The 19,640-nt window shown below is 32.0% G+C and carries 13 protein-coding genes; 9 read left to right on the forward strand and 4 right to left on the reverse strand.

Features of this window, described 5'->3' with window-relative positions; genetic code table 11:
* Nucleotides 1–18: 18 nt before the first annotated feature.
* Nucleotides 19–2,481, reverse strand: a complete 2,463-nt coding sequence (locus SJY43_RS15230) for a polysaccharide biosynthesis tyrosine autokinase (RefSeq protein WP_396601599.1) — start codon at nt 2,479–2,481, stop codon at nt 19–21.
* Between the two features lie 18 nt (nt 2,482–2,499).
* Nucleotides 2,500–3,291 carry a polysaccharide biosynthesis/export family protein gene (locus SJY43_RS15235; protein WP_396601600.1) on the reverse strand — a complete coding sequence of 264 codons (792 nt, stop codon included), beginning with the start codon at nt 3,289–3,291 and terminating at the stop codon, nt 2,500–2,502.
* A 106-nt stretch (nt 3,292–3,397) separates the two neighbouring features.
* On the opposite strand from SJY43_RS15235, the gene SJY43_RS15240 reads away from it, so the two are divergent.
* Both SJY43_RS15240 and SJY43_RS15245 read left to right on the forward strand, forming a co-directional pair.
* Complete coding sequence (locus SJY43_RS15240) at nt 3,398–5,266, forward strand: ABC-F family ATP-binding cassette domain-containing protein (RefSeq protein ID WP_396601601.1); 1,869 nt, start codon at nt 3,398–3,400, stop codon at nt 5,264–5,266.
* A gap of 3 nt (nt 5,267–5,269) precedes the next feature.
* The gene (locus tag SJY43_RS15245) at nt 5,270–6,043 is read left to right on the forward strand and encodes an O-methyltransferase (RefSeq protein WP_396601602.1); all 774 of its coding nucleotides are present in this window, start codon (nt 5,270–5,272) and stop codon (nt 6,041–6,043) included.
* A gap of 65 nt (nt 6,044–6,108) precedes the next feature.
* Here the strand turns inward: SJY43_RS15245 and SJY43_RS15250 are convergent, their stop codons facing one another.
* On the reverse strand, nt 6,109–8,196 hold the full coding sequence (locus tag SJY43_RS15250; RefSeq protein WP_396601603.1) for a DUF5723 family protein: 2,088 nt from the start codon (nt 8,194–8,196) through the stop codon (nt 6,109–6,111).
* A 156-nt stretch (nt 8,197–8,352) separates the two neighbouring features.
* Between SJY43_RS15250 and SJY43_RS15255 the strand changes: the two genes are divergently transcribed.
* The 3 genes from SJY43_RS15255 (at nt 8,353) to secA (ending at nt 13,032) form a co-directional block, all read left to right on the forward strand.
* Complete coding sequence (locus tag SJY43_RS15255; RefSeq protein ID WP_396601604.1) at nt 8,353–8,925, forward strand: cob(I)yrinic acid a,c-diamide adenosyltransferase; 573 nt, start codon at nt 8,353–8,355, stop codon at nt 8,923–8,925.
* A gap of 364 nt (nt 8,926–9,289) precedes the next feature.
* The gene (locus tag SJY43_RS15260) at nt 9,290–9,511 is read left to right on the forward strand and encodes a DUF2795 domain-containing protein (RefSeq protein WP_019387375.1); all 222 of its coding nucleotides are present in this window, start codon (nt 9,290–9,292) and stop codon (nt 9,509–9,511) included.
* 167 nt (nt 9,512–9,678) lie between these two features.
* Nucleotides 9,679–13,032, forward strand: a complete 3,354-nt coding sequence (secA, locus tag SJY43_RS15265) for a preprotein translocase subunit SecA (RefSeq protein WP_396601605.1) — start codon at nt 9,679–9,681, stop codon at nt 13,030–13,032.
* A 215-nt stretch (nt 13,033–13,247) separates the two neighbouring features.
* On the opposite strand, the gene SJY43_RS15270 is transcribed toward secA, so the two are convergent.
* The gene (locus SJY43_RS15270) at nt 13,248–13,610 is read right to left on the reverse strand and encodes a hypothetical protein (protein WP_396601606.1); all 363 of its coding nucleotides are present in this window, start codon (nt 13,608–13,610) and stop codon (nt 13,248–13,250) included.
* 163 nt (nt 13,611–13,773) lie between these two features.
* On the opposite strand from SJY43_RS15270, the gene SJY43_RS15275 reads away from it, so the two are divergent.
* The 4 genes from SJY43_RS15275 (at nt 13,774) to SJY43_RS15290 (ending at nt 19,570) form a co-directional block, all read left to right on the forward strand.
* Nucleotides 13,774–14,880, forward strand: coding sequence for a tyrosine-type recombinase/integrase (locus SJY43_RS15275; protein WP_396601607.1), 1,107 nt, complete (start codon nt 13,774–13,776; stop codon nt 14,878–14,880).
* Between the two features lie 261 nt (nt 14,881–15,141).
* Nucleotides 15,142–15,342: a helix-turn-helix domain-containing protein gene (locus tag SJY43_RS15280; RefSeq protein WP_396601608.1), complete on the forward strand. Its 201-nt coding sequence runs from the start codon at nt 15,142–15,144 to the stop codon at nt 15,340–15,342.
* A complete protein-coding gene (locus SJY43_RS15285; RefSeq protein ID WP_396601609.1) occupies nt 15,342–17,105 on the forward strand; it encodes a site-specific DNA-methyltransferase in 1,764 nt (587 codons plus the stop codon). The genes SJY43_RS15280 and SJY43_RS15285 overlap by 1 nt, the downstream gene beginning before the upstream one ends.
* Nucleotides 17,102–19,570, forward strand: a complete 2,469-nt coding sequence (locus SJY43_RS15290; protein WP_396601610.1) for a DEAD/DEAH box helicase — start codon at nt 17,102–17,104, stop codon at nt 19,568–19,570. The genes SJY43_RS15285 and SJY43_RS15290 overlap by 4 nt, the downstream gene beginning before the upstream one ends.
* Nucleotides 19,571–19,640 lie beyond the last annotated feature (70 nt).

Raw genomic sequence — 19,640 nt, forward strand, 5'->3', positions numbered from 1 at the left:
CTTTAAATTTTTAACTAACTATTTAAAAAACGTTTTAATTTTATTTAAAATTGTTTTATTACTAGAATCGTCGTCATCATTATAGCCATTTCCATAACTACCATAACCGTAACCATAACCGTAACCATAACCATAACCGTAACCGTATTTACCTTTTTGATTATACCCATTATAAACAAAACTTAAGTTCTCAATTTCTCCTTTGCTATATTTAGTATTAATTAAGTTAAGCATGCCTTTTTTAGTGTAATCTTGTCGTACAACGTATATTGTGGCATCGGCATATTCAGTTAGTTCTAGTGCATCAGCAACAAGGCCTATGGGAGGTGTATCTAAAATAATATAATCGTAATTTTGTTTTAAATAATGCATCATTTCATCCATTTTATCACTCATCAATAACTCTGATGGGTTTGGAGGAATAGGACCTGATGTAATAACATCTAAATTAGTCACTTTTGTTTTCTGGATAACGTCATTAATTTCCTTTTGCCTTATTAAATAATTAACCACGCCCACATCATTTTCTATTTCAAAATCACCGAAAATTTTAGGTTTTCTTAAATCCAACCCTACTAAAACAGCCTTTTTACCGCTCATGGCTAATACAGTCGCTATGTTAATAGAACAAAACGTTTTACCCTCGCCACTAACCGATGATGTTACCATAACCGTTTTGGAGCCTTCAAGATTATTCTTTTTATAAAAATATTGTAGACTAGACCTAATAGACCGAAAACCTTCGGCTATAGTCGATTTTGGTTTTAAATGAACCACCATATTATTGTCTAAATTATTTTTACCTACCACCCCTAATAAAGGAATACTAGATAGCTTTTCTAATACTTGTGGGTTATGCAATTTATTATCTAAAAACGTAAGTAAAAATGCTAACATAAAAGGAGGAAGAATACCTCCAATTATAGCAAATAAATATCTAGAACTTAACTTTAAGTCTATTGGAGTTGCTCCAGTATCTTTCGCAGGGTCTATAATTACTATATCTGAAACACTAGCCGACTTAATAATATCTGCTTCTCCACGTTTAGCTAAAAAAGTATTATAAGTTTTTTCACTTAAAGTATATTGCCTTTGAATATCAAATAACTTTTGTTGAGCCTTAGGTAATTTTCTAATCTTCCCGTCCTCTATAGCTATTTTATTATTAATAATTTGCAACTCCCTTCTTATTTCGGTATTAGCCGAATTAATATTTTCTAACAGCACTAATTTTAGTCCTTCTATTTCTCGATTAATATCTGAAAAAATGGTTGCATCTTTTCGAACGGTTGCCCCATACTTAGACTTTTGAACTGAAAGTGCATTTATTTTAGAAATGTTAGAAATTATATTTCCCTCATCAATTCCTGAGATTGAAGGCGCAGGAACATCTGTAAATGTGTTACTTGTTTTTAAATAGGTCTCTAAGCTATTATAATAAGCTAATTTTCTATTTATGTCATCTTTACTTGATTCTAAAGTAGATAATTTAGCGTTTATGGTCGTACTTTCATTAGTTAAATCAAATATTCTATTCTTCTGCTTGTAATTATTTAAAGAGTCTGCATTTAAAGTTAATTGAGATTTCACTCGATCCAACTGGTTATCAATAAATTCTATAGTGTTAGTAACAAATTGATTTTTTCTATTTAATTGGTCTTCACTTAAAACAGAAACAGTTTCATTTAAATAATCCACAATTTTCCCCTTATTTACATCTACTATACTTAAATTAAGTGTAGGGGAATTTCTAGGGTTATCGATTACTAATTTATTTCTATATTTAGCAACAACAGCATCAAAATCAGAAAATTTTATAAAAAATTCATCATTAACATTAGGTTTGCGATCTTCTTCAACATAAATAACACCATTAATAAATGGCAGACTTATGCTATCCCCTAAAGTGAATTGCTTACTATACTCTCCTATAGAAACATCGAGATTAGCCCTTTTTTTAGTATCATAATTCTGCGTTTTGGCTAAATTTGATTCAAAATTTACGGATAATTGAAATTTATTGTTTTCAAGAATTGTAATTTTAATCGGGTGGTTTAATACTTGATTTGTATTTTGTATTAAATTAATCCTTACAGGTGAAGCTCTATAAATATCATCTTTCCTAAATCTAGATTGTTTTAAATATGTAATATAGAACTGAAGGTTATCTACCACTTTCTCATGAATGGATCGAGACCTTAAAGAAGTTATTATAGTTTGTACTTTACCTGAAACTCCGCCCCAATTAAAGGTTAAACTTGTGGTAGACGTAAATAATGGATTAGATTCTTCTTCTATCGAAATCTGTGTCCCTAATCTATAAGATTGTTGTTTTCTTATATTTTGTTGATATACAATAAAAACACCAACACCAATAAATAACAAAAAGAGTTTCCAGTAACTTAAAACCCTTATTAAAAATGCTTTAACGTCAAATGAAGCTTGGGAATGTGACTCTGCAATTTCGAATTCCTCTTCCATAGTTTAGTCTAATAAAATTTATAGATTTTTGGTTAAGAAATACGTAGAGACAAGTACTGATAAAATTGAAGCAATAGTAGTTATATTTTGCATTGCTGTTTGACCCGCACCTAAGGATTTTCTTTTTAACGGCTTAATTAAAATAATATCATTTGGTTGTATATAATAATATGGAGATTGCATAGCCTTAATATCTGTTAAATCAATATGATGAATTTTCTGTCCTCCAGGATATTGCCTAACTATCAAAATATCCTTCCTATCTGCTGTATCAGACAAATCTCCCGCGTTTGCTAGTGCTTCAATAATATTAACACGATCTTGAAATAAAGTATAAACACCGCCCGCTCCTTCACCTGTTACAGTATATCTTAACCCTGCTAAATTTACTGTTACAAACAATTCGGCATCTTCTTTAAAATATTGTTTTAATAGTTCACTTTTAACCTTATCTTCAATCTCATCAATGGTAAAGCCTAAAACATTAATTTCTCCTAAAATTGGAAACTCTATATTACCATGCATATCTATGGTAAAACCATTAAAATACAAAGCAGCTTGACTTTGTTCTGAAGCACTATCATCACCAACCGGGTTAAATATTCCAACAAGTTCTGGATCTAAAGCCTTTACATTAATACTTAAAATATCATTAACTTGAACTTTATATGGTTTAGGTAATTCTGTAAGAACTAATTCGCTAGAATCCACATCACCCTTATCTTGTAAATAAACAACATCTTTATTCGTTATACACGAAGTAAAAAACACACTAACAAATATAAAAGCAACTAGGAAATAACTCTTCATATTAAGGCAAATTGATTTATCACAAATATAAGTTTTCGCATTGAAGTATAAAACTTATAACGATATTTTTGGTTTTTTGTCCGTTATTTGCAAAAAACATATACTCTTGAATTATTTAACAGTTGAAAACATATCTAAATCCTACGGGGAACTAACACTATTCAAAGACATTTCTTTTAGTGTACACAAAGACCAGAAGATAGCTTTTGTAGCTAAAAACGGAACAGGAAAAACCTCTATTTTAAATATTTTATCTGGTGATGATGCTGCAGATTCTGGTGAAGTAATTTACAGGAAAGATATAAAAGTATCCTTCTTATCTCAAGACCCAAAATTCGATAAATCTTTAACCGTTGAAGAAACAATTTTTGCTAGTGACAGCCCTATTTTAAAAATTATTTCGAATTACGAAAAAGCACTATTAAATCCAGAAGATACTGACACTTACCAATCTGCTTTTGACGCCATGGAACGCCATCAAGCATGGGATTTCGAAACGCTATACAAACAAATACTTTTTAAATTAAAACTTGAAGATTTAAATCAAAAAGTAAGTGTGCTTTCTGGTGGACAAAAAAAACGTTTAGCACTAGCTAATGCCTTAATTAACAAACCCGATTTACTAATTCTAGACGAGCCAACAAACCATTTAGATTTAGAAATGATTGAATGGTTAGAAGCCTTTTTTGCTAAAGAAAACATCACCCTTTTTATGGTAACTCACGACCGTTATTTCTTAGAGCGTGTGTGTAATGAGATTATAGAATTGGATGAAGGAACACTTTATAGTTACAAAGGAAACTACTCGTATTATCTCGAAAAACGAGACGCTAGAATTGAGCGTGAGGCTGTAGAAACCGGAAAAGCCAAACAGCTATTCAAAAAGGAATTAACTTGGATGCGTCGCCAGCCAAAAGCAAGAACAACAAAGTCTAAATCTAGAATTGACGATTTTGCCGACATTAAACACCGCGCACACCAACGAAGAAACGACCATGAAGTACAGTTAGAATTAAACATGGAACGTTTAGGAAGTAAAATTTTAGAATTCCATAAAGTGTCTAAAGCTTTTAAAGACAAAACTATACTTGATGCCTTTGAGTATACTTTTAAAAAAGGAGAACGTGTTGGTATTATTGGTAAAAACGGAACTGGCAAAACTACCTTTTTAAATATTTTAACCCAAACTGCCCAGCCAGATTCGGGAAAAGTTATAAAAGGAGATACTGTAAAATTTGGGTATTACACTCAAAATGGTATTACCATAAAACCAGAACAAAAAGTTATAGATGTAATTAGAGAGTTTGGCGATTATATTCCATTAAAAAAAGGCAAACAAATTAGTGCCCAGCAATTATTGGAACGTTTTCTTTTTAGCAGAAAAAAACAATATGATTTTGTTGAAAAACTAAGTGGTGGCGAACGTAAACGCTTATATTTATGTACCGTTTTAATTCAGAATCCAAATTTTTTAATTCTTGATGAGCCAACTAACGACTTAGACATTGTAACCCTTAATGTTCTAGAAAGTTTTCTATTAGATTTTCCAGGCTGTGTTATTGTAGTATCTCACGACCGCTATTTCATGGATAAAGTAATTGATCACCTTTTCGTTTTTAGAGGTGAAGGTGTAATTGAAGATTTTCCTGGAAATTACACAGATTATAGGGTTTACGAAGATAGTCAGCCTGTAATATCGAATACAACTACAGCAGAAGACAAAAAAGACAAACAATCTTGGAAACAAAACGAAGCTTCTAAACTTTCTTTTAATGAAGAAAAAGAATTAAGAAACATTGAAAGCAAGCTAAATTCGTTAGCATTTGATAAAAAAGAATTAGAAAGCAAGTTCAACAATCCTGATTTAACTCAAGATGAGATCAACAAATTATCTGATGATTTACAAAAAATCATAGATACCATTGAAACTAAAGAGGAACGTTGGTTTGAATTATCTTCTAAACTAGAAGAGTAATTTATGTTTTATCAAGCTTTTCAGTATATAAAATTCTTGTTTAAGTCCACCAATCAACACGGTGTCCACTCACCTTTTGTTTATAATTTGGTGACTAAATGTTTTTATGATAAAACCCATCATGAAGATTACAGAATCATTTCAAACTACAGGAAATCAATTCTAAAAAACGACACTAAAATTAAAGTAACCGATTTAGGTGCGGGCTCTCAAGTCATGAAGCAACAAGAGCGATTGGTTTCTAAAATTGCAAAAAATGCGGGTACAACCAATAAACGCGCTAAACTACTTTATAGAGTGATGCACTATTTTAAATCCAAAAACGTTTTAGAACTTGGCACATCTTTAGGTATAGCAACACAGGCTTTGAGTTTAGGAAACCCAGAAGCAAAAATCACTTCTATTGAAGGTTGTACAGAAACTTCAAATTTCACAAAAACACAATTAAAAAATAATCTCACAAAAAACATCTCTTTAATTACAGATGATTTTAATAATGCCATTGAAAAACTATGCACAAACCAATTCGATCTCGTTTTCTTTGATGGTAACCACCAAAAAGCCGCTACACTTGAGTATTTCGAAACACTCCTACAAACTGCAAATAATGATTCCGTTTTTATTTTTGACGATATTTATTGGTCTAAAGGCATGACTGAAGCTTGGGAAATTATTAAATCGCACCCTAAAGTAACGGTTACAATAGATACTTTTTTCTGGGGCTTTGTTTTCTTTAGAAGCGAACAAGTAAAAGAACATTTTAAAATACGAATTTAGAAAAAGCAAACCTCAACATAAAAGTATATTGAGGCTTAAAACACTACTAAGTTTATATTTTTTTTCTATTTCACTAAATTAATTTCCACCCTTCTATTTTGCGCTCTACCAGCTTTGTACATATTTGTTGCAACTGGCTTTGTTTCTCCAAATCCTATGGCTGTTAACCTTGATGAGTCAACAAAATTTTCAATTAAAAATCTTTTAACGGCAAAAGCTCGTTTTTCAGATAATATTAAATTAGACTCATAACTACCAATACTGTCCGTATGCCCTTCAATAATAAATTTGGCATTAGGGTACTTGTTTAAAATTGCAATAATATCAGACAGCACTTTATTAGATTCAGCTTTAATAGTCGCTTTTCCAGGGTTAAACAAAATTATTTTAGCATAATTATTTAGATCTTTTTGAAGTTTTTGAATAACCGCTTCCGGACATCCATTATTTGCAACCGAACCAATTTGATTAATACAATCATCGTCTTTATCTAAAACACCATCTCCATCTTTATCTGGCCAGGGGCAGCCTTTATTTTCTATTGGACCAGCTTCTTCAGGACAATCATCTTCATTATCCTTAATATCATCTTGATCTTTATCGCCCCAAGGACAACCTTTATTTTCTTCTGGACCTGCTATTTCTGGACACTCATCAACATCATCTAAAATGCCATCTTCATCTTTATCTTCAACCGGGCAACCATTATTTATTGCTGGACCAGCCACTTTAGGACAATCGTCTAGTTTATCAATAATGCCATCTCCATCTCTATCTTTTGGCGCATTTTGGTAAATAGGAATTTTTAAACCTGCATAAGCATCTGCCTGTCTACTATTATTGCTTGAAAATGCAGAAATTACAGAGCCTGAACCCACATATAACGGCCCTGCTCTTAAGCCTGCTCCCATTCTAAAACCGTTATTCTCTACAACGCTTAAGGGCATATAAAAGCTGAACCATTTACTCTCGTAACGCGGCGTAAACGAGACCATATTTGAAACGCGATTTGCGGTTATTCTGTCTTTAGACATTAAAGAAAAATCGGTATTCAAGTTTAAATAAAATTTTTCGTTTAAACTCCAATCTACATTAACATGTAATGCTGTTGGTAAATCTATTTTATATCCAGTTGCAGCATTAGTAAGCGTATAAAATGTATTTAAAGCTTCACTAAAATCTTCTGCTGCTTCAAATTGATTTTCGTTTACATTGGTATTAAAAATATCATAAGCTTCTTTTATCCCGTCCTTATATTCAATAAAACCAATATCTGTTACAGATACCCCTATTTTTAATTTGTATTTATTTTTATCTTTAAAACTATAGCTAGTAGAATCGTTAGGTTTATAATTTGCATGTTTTGGTCTCAACTCATAAACAAAGCCTAAATCTACCCCAAAACCAGTTGCATTATCTGGGGTTTTATAATCGTAATCATCATTATCAAAATCTGCATAACGCGCAAAAGTTAAGTGCCCTGTAGAATTTATACTTCCTGTGGTTTCACCGCCACCAAGATCTGTTCCATCGGCATCATATTCTATAGAAACGTCTCTGCCTAAGCCAAAAACACTACCAAGCCCTTGTAAATATTTTAACGAAACACCTCCTTTTATAAAGTGTTTGTTTTTATTTAAAAGCGTTCGTGCATAAGTTACACCAAACTCTGCCCATGAATGTCCTAAAACGTGCATGTCTTCTTCATTAAAGCTATAATTATCTGTTGTATCATCATCTAAAGATTCAATAGATGCGCCACTAACGCCATTAGCATTTACAAAAGCTCTAGCTCTAGAAAAAATAGCGATAGAACTATTTTTGGAAAGATTAAACATAAATGATGGCCCAAGTACATCTGTATTTGTGGCTGCATAATTATTGTCTTTTGGATGTTTTTTGGATTCTATATCGAAACTATAACCATCTTTTGTTGCATCTAAAATGTTGATACCAAAATAGTCGTTGCTCCCAAACAAACTAGCACCTCCAAGATTTATATCTGTTTTAAAACGGGAGTCGGTAATATTAGCAGGGTTTGAAATTACACCGTGAACACCGCTGTAATTATCTGATAAAAACCCGATATAAGATTGCGCTTTAACAAAAAATGAGAACGTTAAAAAGGCAAATAGTAAAGTTGTTTTTTTCATAATAAGTGTTTATTAAAAGCTAGAACAAATTTAAATTAATCATTTAATAAAATACTTACAATTAAAATCTATATATCGTAATTTATAAAGAAGATATCAACAAATTACAGCTTAATAGTCTTTGTAAAACTCTTAAAAATACTATAACTTCGTGGTATGAAAATTTACACTAAAACAGGTGACAAAGGCACTACCGCATTATTTGGTGGTACTCGGGTACCAAAACACCATATAAGAATTGAAAGTTATGGCACGGTGGATGAGTTAAACTCGCATTTGGGTTTAATTCGCGACCAAGATATTAATGAGCATTATAAAAATTTAATTATTAACATTCAAGACAAACTCTTTATAGTAGGGGCTATTCTAGCTACCGATCCAGAAAAAGCTGTTTTAAAAAACGGAAAAGAACGTTTAAACATAGAAAAGATTTCTGCAAAAGATATTGCGCTATTAGAACAAGAAATGGATAGTATGAATGAGGCGCTACCCCCAATGACGCATTTTGTGCTTCCTGGTGGGCATCAAACGGTGTCATTCTGTCACATAGCACGTTGTGTGTGCCGCAGAGCGGAACGTTTAGCATCTTCACTTAATGAAATAGAACCTTTTGAAGCGAATGCACTAACCTATCTAAACCGTCTTTCTGACTATCTTTTTGTATTGGCACGAAAGTTGTCATTTGATTTGCAAGCGAATGAAATTAAGTGGGTTCCGGAAAAGAATTAAAAAAGCTTGAAGTGCTTACTCGAATCTTTTCAAGTTTCTTATTTAACTTGATTTTGAATTGAAAACGTGAATTGCGTTAGGGATTGCAGCGGCATCCTTTTTTGCTTTTTCGGCAGAAAAGATATAGCGAAAAGCCCGACCCTTGTGGTAACGCCCACTTTTTGATACAATTCTGAAAAAATATTGGAATTACTAGAAGTGACCACTAAATTAAGTTTGCTACATATTATTAACCCGCAGGAATAATTGCAAGGGTTTAGAGTACAAAAAGATACGTTCTTATAATTAATGATTAAATAATTCATTTTTTTCTTGTCTGTTTAAACTAAAAAATTATTTTTGCAAAAAATAAACACACAAAGAAATGTATTGGACATTAGAATTAGCATCTTATTTAAGTGATGCCCCTTGGCCAGCAACAAAGGACGAATTAATAGATTACGCTATTAGAACAGGAGCACCTTTAGAGGTTGTTGAAAACTTACAATCTATTGAAGATGAAGGAGACTCTTATGACTCTATTGAAGAAATCTGGTCTGACTATCCTACCGATGAGGATTACCTCTGGAATGAAGATGAATATTAAATAAAGCATAAAGAATAGTTAAAAAGTCTCGATTTGAGGCTTTTTTTTTGTTCTAAATTGTGCAAGGATGCTTAACAAAATGTATCTTTGAATGCCTTTTAAAAGGGCGTTAACAGTAACAACATAAACCTAGGACAAGCCTAGATAAAACATATAAAATTACACTCATGAGTTTTTTAAATTCTGTATTAAAAATATTTGTTGGCGATAAAGCCAAGCAAGACGTAAAAGCGGCATCGCCATTAGTTAATAAAATTAAAACTTTCGAGGCTGCTCTAGAAGCTTTAAGTCATGATGAGCTAAGAGCTAAAACAACTGAGTTTAAGGCGAAAATAGCCGAAGCAAATGCAGGAGTTACCAAGCAAATGGCTGATTTAAAGCAAGAAGCTGAAGCTACTGAAGATATTGATAAACGTGAAGACATTTATGAGCAAATTGATGGTTTAAAGGACGAAGCATATAAAATTACAGAAGACGTTTTAAACGACATTTTACCTGAAGCTTATGCTGTGGTAAAAGAAACAGCAAAACGTTTTACAAACAACACATCGATTACTGTTACTGCAAATGAGTTTGACAGAATTATTTCTGGAGAGAAAGAAAACGTAGTTTTAGATGGCGACAAAGCCGTTTGGGCAAATTCTTGGGATGCCGCTGGAAAACCTATTACCTGGGACATGATACATTATGATGTGCAGTTAATTGGTGGTATTGCGATGCACCAAGGTAAAATTGCCGAAATGCAAACGGGTGAAGGGAAAACCTTAGTGGCTACCTTACCTGTGTATTTAAATGCTTTATCTGGTGAAGGTGTACATTTAGTAACTGTTAATGATTACTTAGCAAAACGTGATAGCGCGTGGATGGCTCCTATTTTTGAGTTTCATGGTTTAAGTGTAGATTGTATTGATTACCACCAACCAAACTCTGATGCACGTAGAAAAGCTTATAATGCCGATATTACATATGGTACAAATAACGAATTTGGTTTTGATTATTTACGTGATAACATGGCACACTCGCCAGACGATTTAGTACAGCGCCCACACCACTATGCTATTGTAGATGAAGTAGATTCTGTTTTAGTTGATGATGCGCGTACACCGTTAATCATTTCTGGTCCAATTCCAAAAGGTGACCGCCATGAGTTTACAGAATTAAAACCTAAAGTTGACGATATTGTTTCGGTACAACGCAAATATTTAACAGGTGTTTTAGCAGAAGCTAAAAAATTAATTAAGGATGGTGATACTAAAGAAGGTGGTTTTAAACTTTTACAAGTATATCGTGGTATTCCTAAAAACAAAGCCTTAATTAAGTTTTTATCTGAAGAAGGTGTTAAGCAACTTTTACAGAAAACTGAAAACTTTTACATGCAAGACAACAACCGCGAAATGCCAAAGATTGACGCGGATTTGTATTACGTGATTGAAGAAAAAAATAATCAAGTTGAGTTAACCGATAAAGGTGTTGAATATATTTCTGGAAAAGACAACCCAGATTTCTTCATCTTACCAGAAATTGGTATTGAGGTTGCTAAAATAGAAGAAAAAGGACTTTCGGCAGAAGAGGAAGCCAATCTTAAAGAAGATTTATTTAAAGAATTTGGTATTAAATCTGAGCGTATCCATACGCTAAGTCAATTACTAAAAGCTTATGCTTTATTTGAAAAAGACACGCAGTACGTGGTGATGGACAATAAAGTCATGATTGTTGATGAGCAAACGGGACGTATTATGGATGGTCGTCGTTACTCTGATGGCTTACACCAAGCCATTGAAGCAAAAGAGAATGTAAAAATTGAAGATGCCACACAAACGTTTGCAACGGTAACCTTACAGAATTACTTTAGAATGTACCGTAAACTATCTGGTATGACCGGTACAGCATTAACTGAGGCAGGAGAGTTCTGGGAAATCTACAAGTTAGATGTTCTTGAAACACCAACAAACCGCCCTATTGCTCGTGATGACAAAGAAGATTTAGTTTATAAAACCAAACGTGAAAAATACAATGCGGTTATTGAAGAAGTAACAAAACTATCGCAAGCTGGCCGTCCGGTATTAATTGGAACAACGTCTGTTGAGATTTCTGAGTTACTAGGTAAAATGCTAAGCATTCGTAAAATACCGCACAACGTTTTAAATGCAAAACAACATAAGCGTGAAGCCGATATTGTTGCCGAAGCTGGTAATGCAGGACAGGTAACCATTGCAACCAATATGGCTGGTCGTGGTACCGATATTAAATTATCTGAAGAAGTTAAAAAAGCTGGCGGATTAGCCATTGTAGGTACAGAGCGTCATGATTCGCGTCGTGTTGATAGACAGTTACGTGGGCGTGCTGGTCGTCAAGGAGATCCGGGAAGCTCACAGTTTTATGTTTCGTTAGAAGATAACTTAATGCGTTTATTTGGATCGGAGCGTATTGCTAAAATGATGGATAAAATGGGATTAAAAGAAGGCGAAGTGATTCAGCATTCTATGATTTCTAAATCTATTGAGCGTGCACAGAAAAAAGTTGAAGAAAACCAATTTGGTGTTCGTAAGCGATTATTAGAATATGATGATGTTATGAACGCGCAACGTGAGGTGGTTTACAAGCGTCGTTACAATGCTTTAAATGGTGAACGTTTACGTGTCGATTTAGCAAACATGATTTTCGACACATCTGAAGGCATTGCTGAAACTAATAAAGGTGCTAACGATTTTAAAAACTTCGAGTTTGAATTGATTCGTTATTTCTCAATGAGTTCGCCTATTACTGAAGCGGAATTTGGAAAACTTTCGGCTCAAGAGATTACCTCAAAAATATACAAAGCTGCTTTTGATCATTACAAAGATAAAATGGCTAGAAATGCAGATATGGCTTTTCCTGTTATTAAAAATGTATATGAAACGCAACGTGATAAATTTAAACGTATTGTTGTTCCATTTACAGATGGTGTTAAAAGTTTAAATGTAGTTACAGATCTTGAAAAAGCTTATGAAACTAACGGTAAGCAATTAATTAACGATTTTGAAAAGAACATTACACTTGCCATTATTGATGATGCTTGGAAAACGCATTTACGTAAAATGGACGAGCTAAAACAGTCGGTTCAATTGGCGGTACATGAGCAAAAAGACCCTTTATTAATCTATAAGTTTGAGTCGTTCGAATTGTTTAAAGCCATGATTGACGAAGTGAATAAAGATGTTATTTCATTCTTATTTAAAGGTGAATTACCTCAAGAAACACAAGACACTATTCAAGAAGCAAGAGCAAGAAAGCAGGAAAAACTGAATATAGAAAAAGAAGAAATCCCTAATCTTGATGAGCGTTCTGCACAAAACAGAGCAGCCGGTAACACACAACGCCAGCAAGAAGTGGTTGAAACTATTGTGCGTGATAAACCAAAAATTGGACGTAACGATCGTGTAACTATCAAGCACATTATGAATGGTGAAAACAAAACTTTAAAGTACAAACAAGCCGAACCTTTAATAGCGAAAGGTGAATGGGTTTTGGTTGAGGAATAAACTTTTTTATTAATATTAAAGTTTTTTAATACTAATAAGGACAAAATCAATTTAAAAGATTTTGTCCTTTTGGTTTTTATGCACTTAATTGTATATTAAAACTTTTTCTTTGTGCTGTTGTATTTTTATAAATTAAGACATCCCTCATTATCTACAGTCAAAAACTTTATATTTTAGTGTTATGTGTATAAATTGATGATTTTGCAAATTTAAAATTATTTTTTTGTTTTTAAAGGCTGCCTCACTACCAAGATTTCATCGTTAGAAAATTCCATCCAGGCAAAGTCATATACATAATGATAAGTTTTTCCTTGGCTATTAATATTTTGATGCGTGTGGTATTTGAATCTAAACTTCTTTTTCTCAAGCACAACACGTTCTATTTTACATTGCCCTTTTTTTTTACCCATAATCTCCAAAAGTATACTTCTGTTTCTATGTAAAATGGTGTCCAATTCTTTTACAACTAATGCCGTTGCTTTTCTTAAGTTAACATGATAGTAGTTTTTACATTTAATAGAACAAAATAATTTATCACTTCTACCCAAAACTTGTTTATTACATATTTTACATTTCATATCATATTATTTTAAAAAACCAAACAAAAAACTAGATTATTAAATTGATTTTAAGCTATTTAAATATATTCGTTTTTAACGGTTAAAATACGATTATTAACAATAAGCACTAAATCAAACTATATTTTTTAGTATTTTTATTAATTAAAAGCCTAGTTTCTATATGCAGCCAATTATTTACCAACCACTTAAAGGTGCTAAACGTATTAAAATACATATTCCTTATAAATCATTGGAGTTAAGAGAAGCAATTAAAAAATTAAATGGAAGTTTTTGGCACCCAAATCAGAAATTATGGTCTATAATTAATACAACCGAAAACTTAAATCAATTAAAGACTTTATGCAACGGGAATTATAAAATTGAAAAAAGCGTTACCTCTACTCCTATTCCCACAGTTGCTTTAAATACCAATGGTATTGATGCCCTACATCTTTTAGAAAAGGCTTTGGTTTTAAAACAGTACAGTCGTTCTAGTATACAAGTTTATAAAAAAATGTTTCGTGTATTTCTAAGTAAGTTTATGCAACGTAATCTTATTGAAATCACTAAAGATGAAATAGAAGGATTTGTCTATGAGCTTATTACTAAAAATAAAATTAGCGAAAGTTATCAAAATCAGTTAATTAATGCTATTAAGTGTTATTACGAACATGCTCTAAAAATGCCTAGAGAATATTATGATATTCAAAGACCTAAAAAAGCACTAAATATACCAAATGTATTAAGTAAAGAGGAAGTTGTCAAAATTATACAACATCCAAAAAATATAAAACATCGCGCGATCCTGCATACCATATATAGTTCTGGTTTGCGCATTTCTGAGTTAATAAACCTCCGTATTGTAGATGTCCATTCTAACGACGGCTATCTCTTTATAAAAGATAGTAAAGGAAAAAAAGATAGAAAAACCATTTTATCAGAACATTTAGTTTTATTACTTCGCGACTATTATAAAAAATACAAACCTTCGTATTGGTTATTTGAAGGTCAGTCGGGTGATCAATATAGTGCTGGAAGTATTCGAGCTATTTTTAGAAAAGCAGTAAAAGAAACAGATTCTAATCCATGGGCAACAGTACATACCTTAAGGCATTCTTTTGCAACACATTGTATTGAAAACAATGTAAGTATGAGACATTTACAGAATATGTTAGGACACAATTCACCCAAAACAACAGAAGTTTATACCAAAACAATCGAAATTAACAACAAAACAATAACTAGTCCTTTGGATTCATTGTTGAAAAATAGTACATTGCAACTATAAACGAAATAACTATAATTTTCTTGATAATTTTATTGTTATACTAGTGTTGTAAGTAATGCGAAAAACGAGCTAAAATTGAACATTTGAACTAAAAAAGCCAACCGCACAGTCAAGCACATTTCATTTTTTTCGTACCTCAAAAAATAAAAAGAGCTTGCCTTTTCCAGCCACACACAAACAGAATACCCACACTTTTTACACAATTTTTTGAGATAAATTAAAATAGTTGACTATTTTAGTGGCTGAAAAAAAAGGTCTAAAATGAACCGAATAAAGGAAGTGTTGGAACAGAAAGGAATCAAACAAACTTGGTTGGCTGAAAAACTTGGAAAAAGTTACAATATGGTAAATGCTTATTCACAAAACCGACAACAACCACGTTTGGAAACCCTAATGGAAATTGCAAATATTTTGGATGTGGACATAAAAGAATTAATAATATCTAACAAAGAGAATAATTAATGGCAACGGAAAAAAAATTGAATGCTGAAATTAACGCATTAAAAAAGAAATTGGAAATTGCCAATAACAGAATCAAAACTGGAAAATACGGAATTACTTGGTTAGATGTGCCAGAAGCATTTGAAGAAGAAAGCGAAAACCAATTGCCGGTTTTAAGAGAAGTGAAAGAAAAAGCTATTAAAATCGATGATGATAAACCAACCCATATTTTAATCGAAGGAGACAATTATCATTCACTAACTTGTTTAAATTATACACATAAAAATAAAATTGACCTTATTTATATTGACCCACCTTATAATACAGGTTCTGATGGATTTACATATAAAGACAAACGTGTTTTAGATAAATATCCAGATGGTACAGAAGTTCCAAAAGACCATCCATTGAGACATAGTTATTGGCTTTCTTTTATGAGCAAAAGATTAGAGTTAGCTAAAGATTTATTATCTGACACAGGATTAATTTATATCTCTATTGATGACAATGAGTTTGCACAATTAAAACTTTTATGCGATAGAGTATTTGGCGAACAAAATTTTATTGGAAATGTTGTTTGGTTTAAAAAAAGAAAAGGCTCTTTTCTTTCAAACACATTGGTAAGTTTAACAGAATACATACTTGTTTATAGTAAAAAAAGTGGAGTTAAATTGTTTGGTGGCGAAACAAACAATAGTGAATCTCAACCTATTGTTAAAAGAACAAATGCAGTTAAAGAACTTACTTTCCCTGAAAACTTTGTTCAAACTAAACTAAAAGACGGTACATATAAAGCAGGTAAATATGGTAAAGGAACAACATCAACTGAACTGCAAGAAGATATAATAGTAAAGGACGGAATTATAAAAAACAGTTTCACACTAAAAGCACCTTTCACTTGGAGTCAAAGCTTTTTAGACGATGAAATAGATAACGAAACCGAAGTTTTGGTCAATACTATTAATTTTCAACCAAGAGTAATTAGGACTAACAATACTTCTTTTAAAGCAATGCCTTCCTTTATTGATGGTAGAGACATAAAAGCTACAAACGAAGATGCTTACGAACTACTGAAAAATATTTTCGATAAGGATAGACCTTTCAGCTATTCAAAACCAGTTAACCTGATAAAAAAATTAATCAAATCAGTTTCATACTTTAAAGATGATTTTACTGTTTTGGATTTTTTTGCTGGTTCTGGCACAACTGCTCAAGCAGTTTTAGAATTGAATAAAGAAGAAAACAAAAATATTAAATTCATTTTATCAACTAATAATGAAGATAATAATGGAGACGGAAAAATAATTGACGATGTATGTTATCCAAGAGTTTCAAAAGTTATAAAAGGTTATGATAATAGAAAAGAGGAAACTATAGAAGGTCTTGGAAATTCTTTAAAATACTACAAGACAGATTTTGTTGGAGCGAACAATATTCTTTCTGCAACAGATGAAGATAAATTTTCATTAGCTCATAAGGCAGGTTATTTACTTTCTATTGCAGAAAACACATTAGAAGAAATAGAATTAAGTAAATGCTTTCAATTTTTTGAAAACAAAAAAAGAGCAACCGCAATTTATTTTAAAGAAGAATTGACCGAAATGGAAGCCTTTTTAGATAAGGTGGAAAAAATAAAGAAACCAATCACTTTGTATCTTTTTAGTTGGGGAAATAGAAGTGAATTTGAAAGTCTGTTTGACCATTTAGACCACGTTACGATTAAAACAATTCCACAACCAATTTTAGAAATTTACAAAAAAATATATAACATAGTTACCATATGAGCCGATTCAGTCCATTAGACTTTCAAAAGAAAGCAATAGATAAATTAACAGCAAGTTTCCAAAAACTTTGGCAACAGACAGAGCCTCAAAGGCATTTGGTTTTTAAATCACCAACTGGAAGTGGTAAAACATTTATGGTTTGTAATTTTATAAATGGTCTTAACGCTCTTCCTACTTGGGATAATGATAAATCGTTTATTTGGATAACATTTTCTGACGACCTTGCAATGCAAAGTAAAGACAAGTTTCAAGAGTACTTTGATTCTAACCTTGAAAATGGATTACTTACGATAAATGATTTTAAACAAGGGAAATTTCACAAAAATGACGTGCTTTTTATCAATTGGCAAAAATTGGTTTCTACAAGTGCAGATAATCGAGTTTTAAGACGACCAAACAATGAAGTATTACTTAAAGAACAAGGTTATTATTTTGAAGATATAATCGAGAATACTCACAACGAAGGTCGAGAAATCATTTTAATTATTGATGAAAGCCACATAAGTAGTAAAACCGCTTTAGCTCAAAACATTATCGACTTAATCAACCCTAAAGTCATTTTAAATGTTTCAGCAACACCAAAGTACATTCCAAATAGAGATGAAGAAGACGAAGGTATTGCTGCTTATGTAAGAGTTAATCGTCAAGAAGTTGTAGAAGAAGGATTGATTAAAGAAAAGATTGCTGTTCAAACCGAAGAAGATTTAAAAAAATATCAAAACAAGGATTTAGACGAATTACTTTTAGAATTGGCAATCGAAAGACAAATAGAGCTTAAAGCAGAATTTAATGAAATTGGCAAGGAAATTAATCCCTTGGTTTTAATCCAATTGCCAAATGACGACAGTAAATTAAAAGATTCAGGACAAAAAACTAAAGAAGAAGTTGTATTAGATTATTTAAGAAAAAAGAAAGTTGACGTTGAACGTAATGTTGCATTATGGTTTGACGGAAAGCAGAAAAATATGGAATTCATTACTCACAATGAAAGTGATGTAGATTTTATGCTTTTTAAACAAGCTGCTGGAACTGGTTGGGATTGTCCAAGAGCACACATTTTAGTAATGTTCAGAGAAATAAGTTCGGCTTCATTTTATACGCAAACAATCGGTAGGATTTTGCGAATGCCAGAGCCAAATTCTAAAGATGATTATAAAAATAATCCAAATCTGCGAACAGGTTATTTGTTTACCAATTATAAAAGAAATGATGTTGAAATCCCAGACCAAGGTGTTAAAAACAAGCCTTTTATTCATACATCAAAACGTAGAGAGAATGTTGAAAATATTGAAGGTCTTTACTCTGACTTTGTTTCTCGCATAGACTATGGCGATTTAGGTCACGCAGTAAAATTTCAAGTAAGTTTCTTAAAGTCTTTTGATAACTTTTTTGGGTTTGACGAAACCGACCATCCTGCAATAATGAAAGATAAAATTATTGCTAAAGGTATCGACATAAATCCTACAGTAACAAATAAATTAATTGTAGATGCAGAGTTTTCGGATTATGATAAAATCAATTTAGATTTTGCAAGAAAAGGCCACGAAGAAGATTATGAAATTTCAAGAAATGATGTAGAAAAACTATTTAATTTTTATTGCTATCAATTACTTTCAGAACAAACAGAAACAGAAGCAAAAGTTTCCAACATTTCTCGTTCTTGGTCGCCCTTAAAATCAGCATTTAGAGTGTGGTTCAAGAGTGTTTTTGCTCAAAACAGTAATTTATACTATCGTATTTTAATAAACGATTTAAATAAAGAGCAATCAAGCATTTTTAGACGTGCTTTGACCAAAACTTTAAAGAACTACTTCCCTATCAAAAAAGAATACCTTGAAAAGCGTAAAAAAGATATTGAAGAACGAGAAGCACCACTTTTTGAAGTTAAAGAAGAGTATACATTTACTGAAGATTATGCAGAATTAACTAATGAAGAAGGAACATCTGCTTTAAGTGTTGTTCAGCCTTTCTATTTAAAAAAAGAATACAATGGTAGAATAAACGAGTTATTATTTATAAAATACCTCGAAGCAAAAGCAAGTAAATTAGATTGGTGGTTTAAAAATGGAGATTCTGGAAAAGAATTCTATTCTCTAAAATATTACAACACAGCAAAAAAAGAAGAAGCACTTTTTTATCCTGACTGGATTTTAAAATTTAAAGATGGACGTATCGGAATTTTCGATACAAAAAGTGGACAAACAGCACAAAATCCAGAAGGACGTGCAGAAGGACTTGCCAACAAACTAAAAGAATTGAATGAAAATGGTGGGAATTACATTGGCGGACTTGTTGTCTTGGAGAATAACCAATGGTACTTTTTCAATAACGAAAAGTATCTTCTTGAACCGACTGTAAACGGAGTTAGTGAACCAAATGCAGAATACGGAGTAAAATTTGATTATGAATATACGCCTGGAAAACTGACTGAAAATTGGAAATTATTTAATATTTTGTTTGAATAATGCCAACGCTAAAAGCCATACACATTTGCAATTCGCTTCAGCCAACGCTACGCCAAAAATTGCAAAAGAG

This window comes from Algibacter sp. R77976 (assembly GCF_044594645.1).
GTDB lineage: Bacteria > Bacteroidota > Bacteroidia > Flavobacteriales > Flavobacteriaceae > Algibacter_B.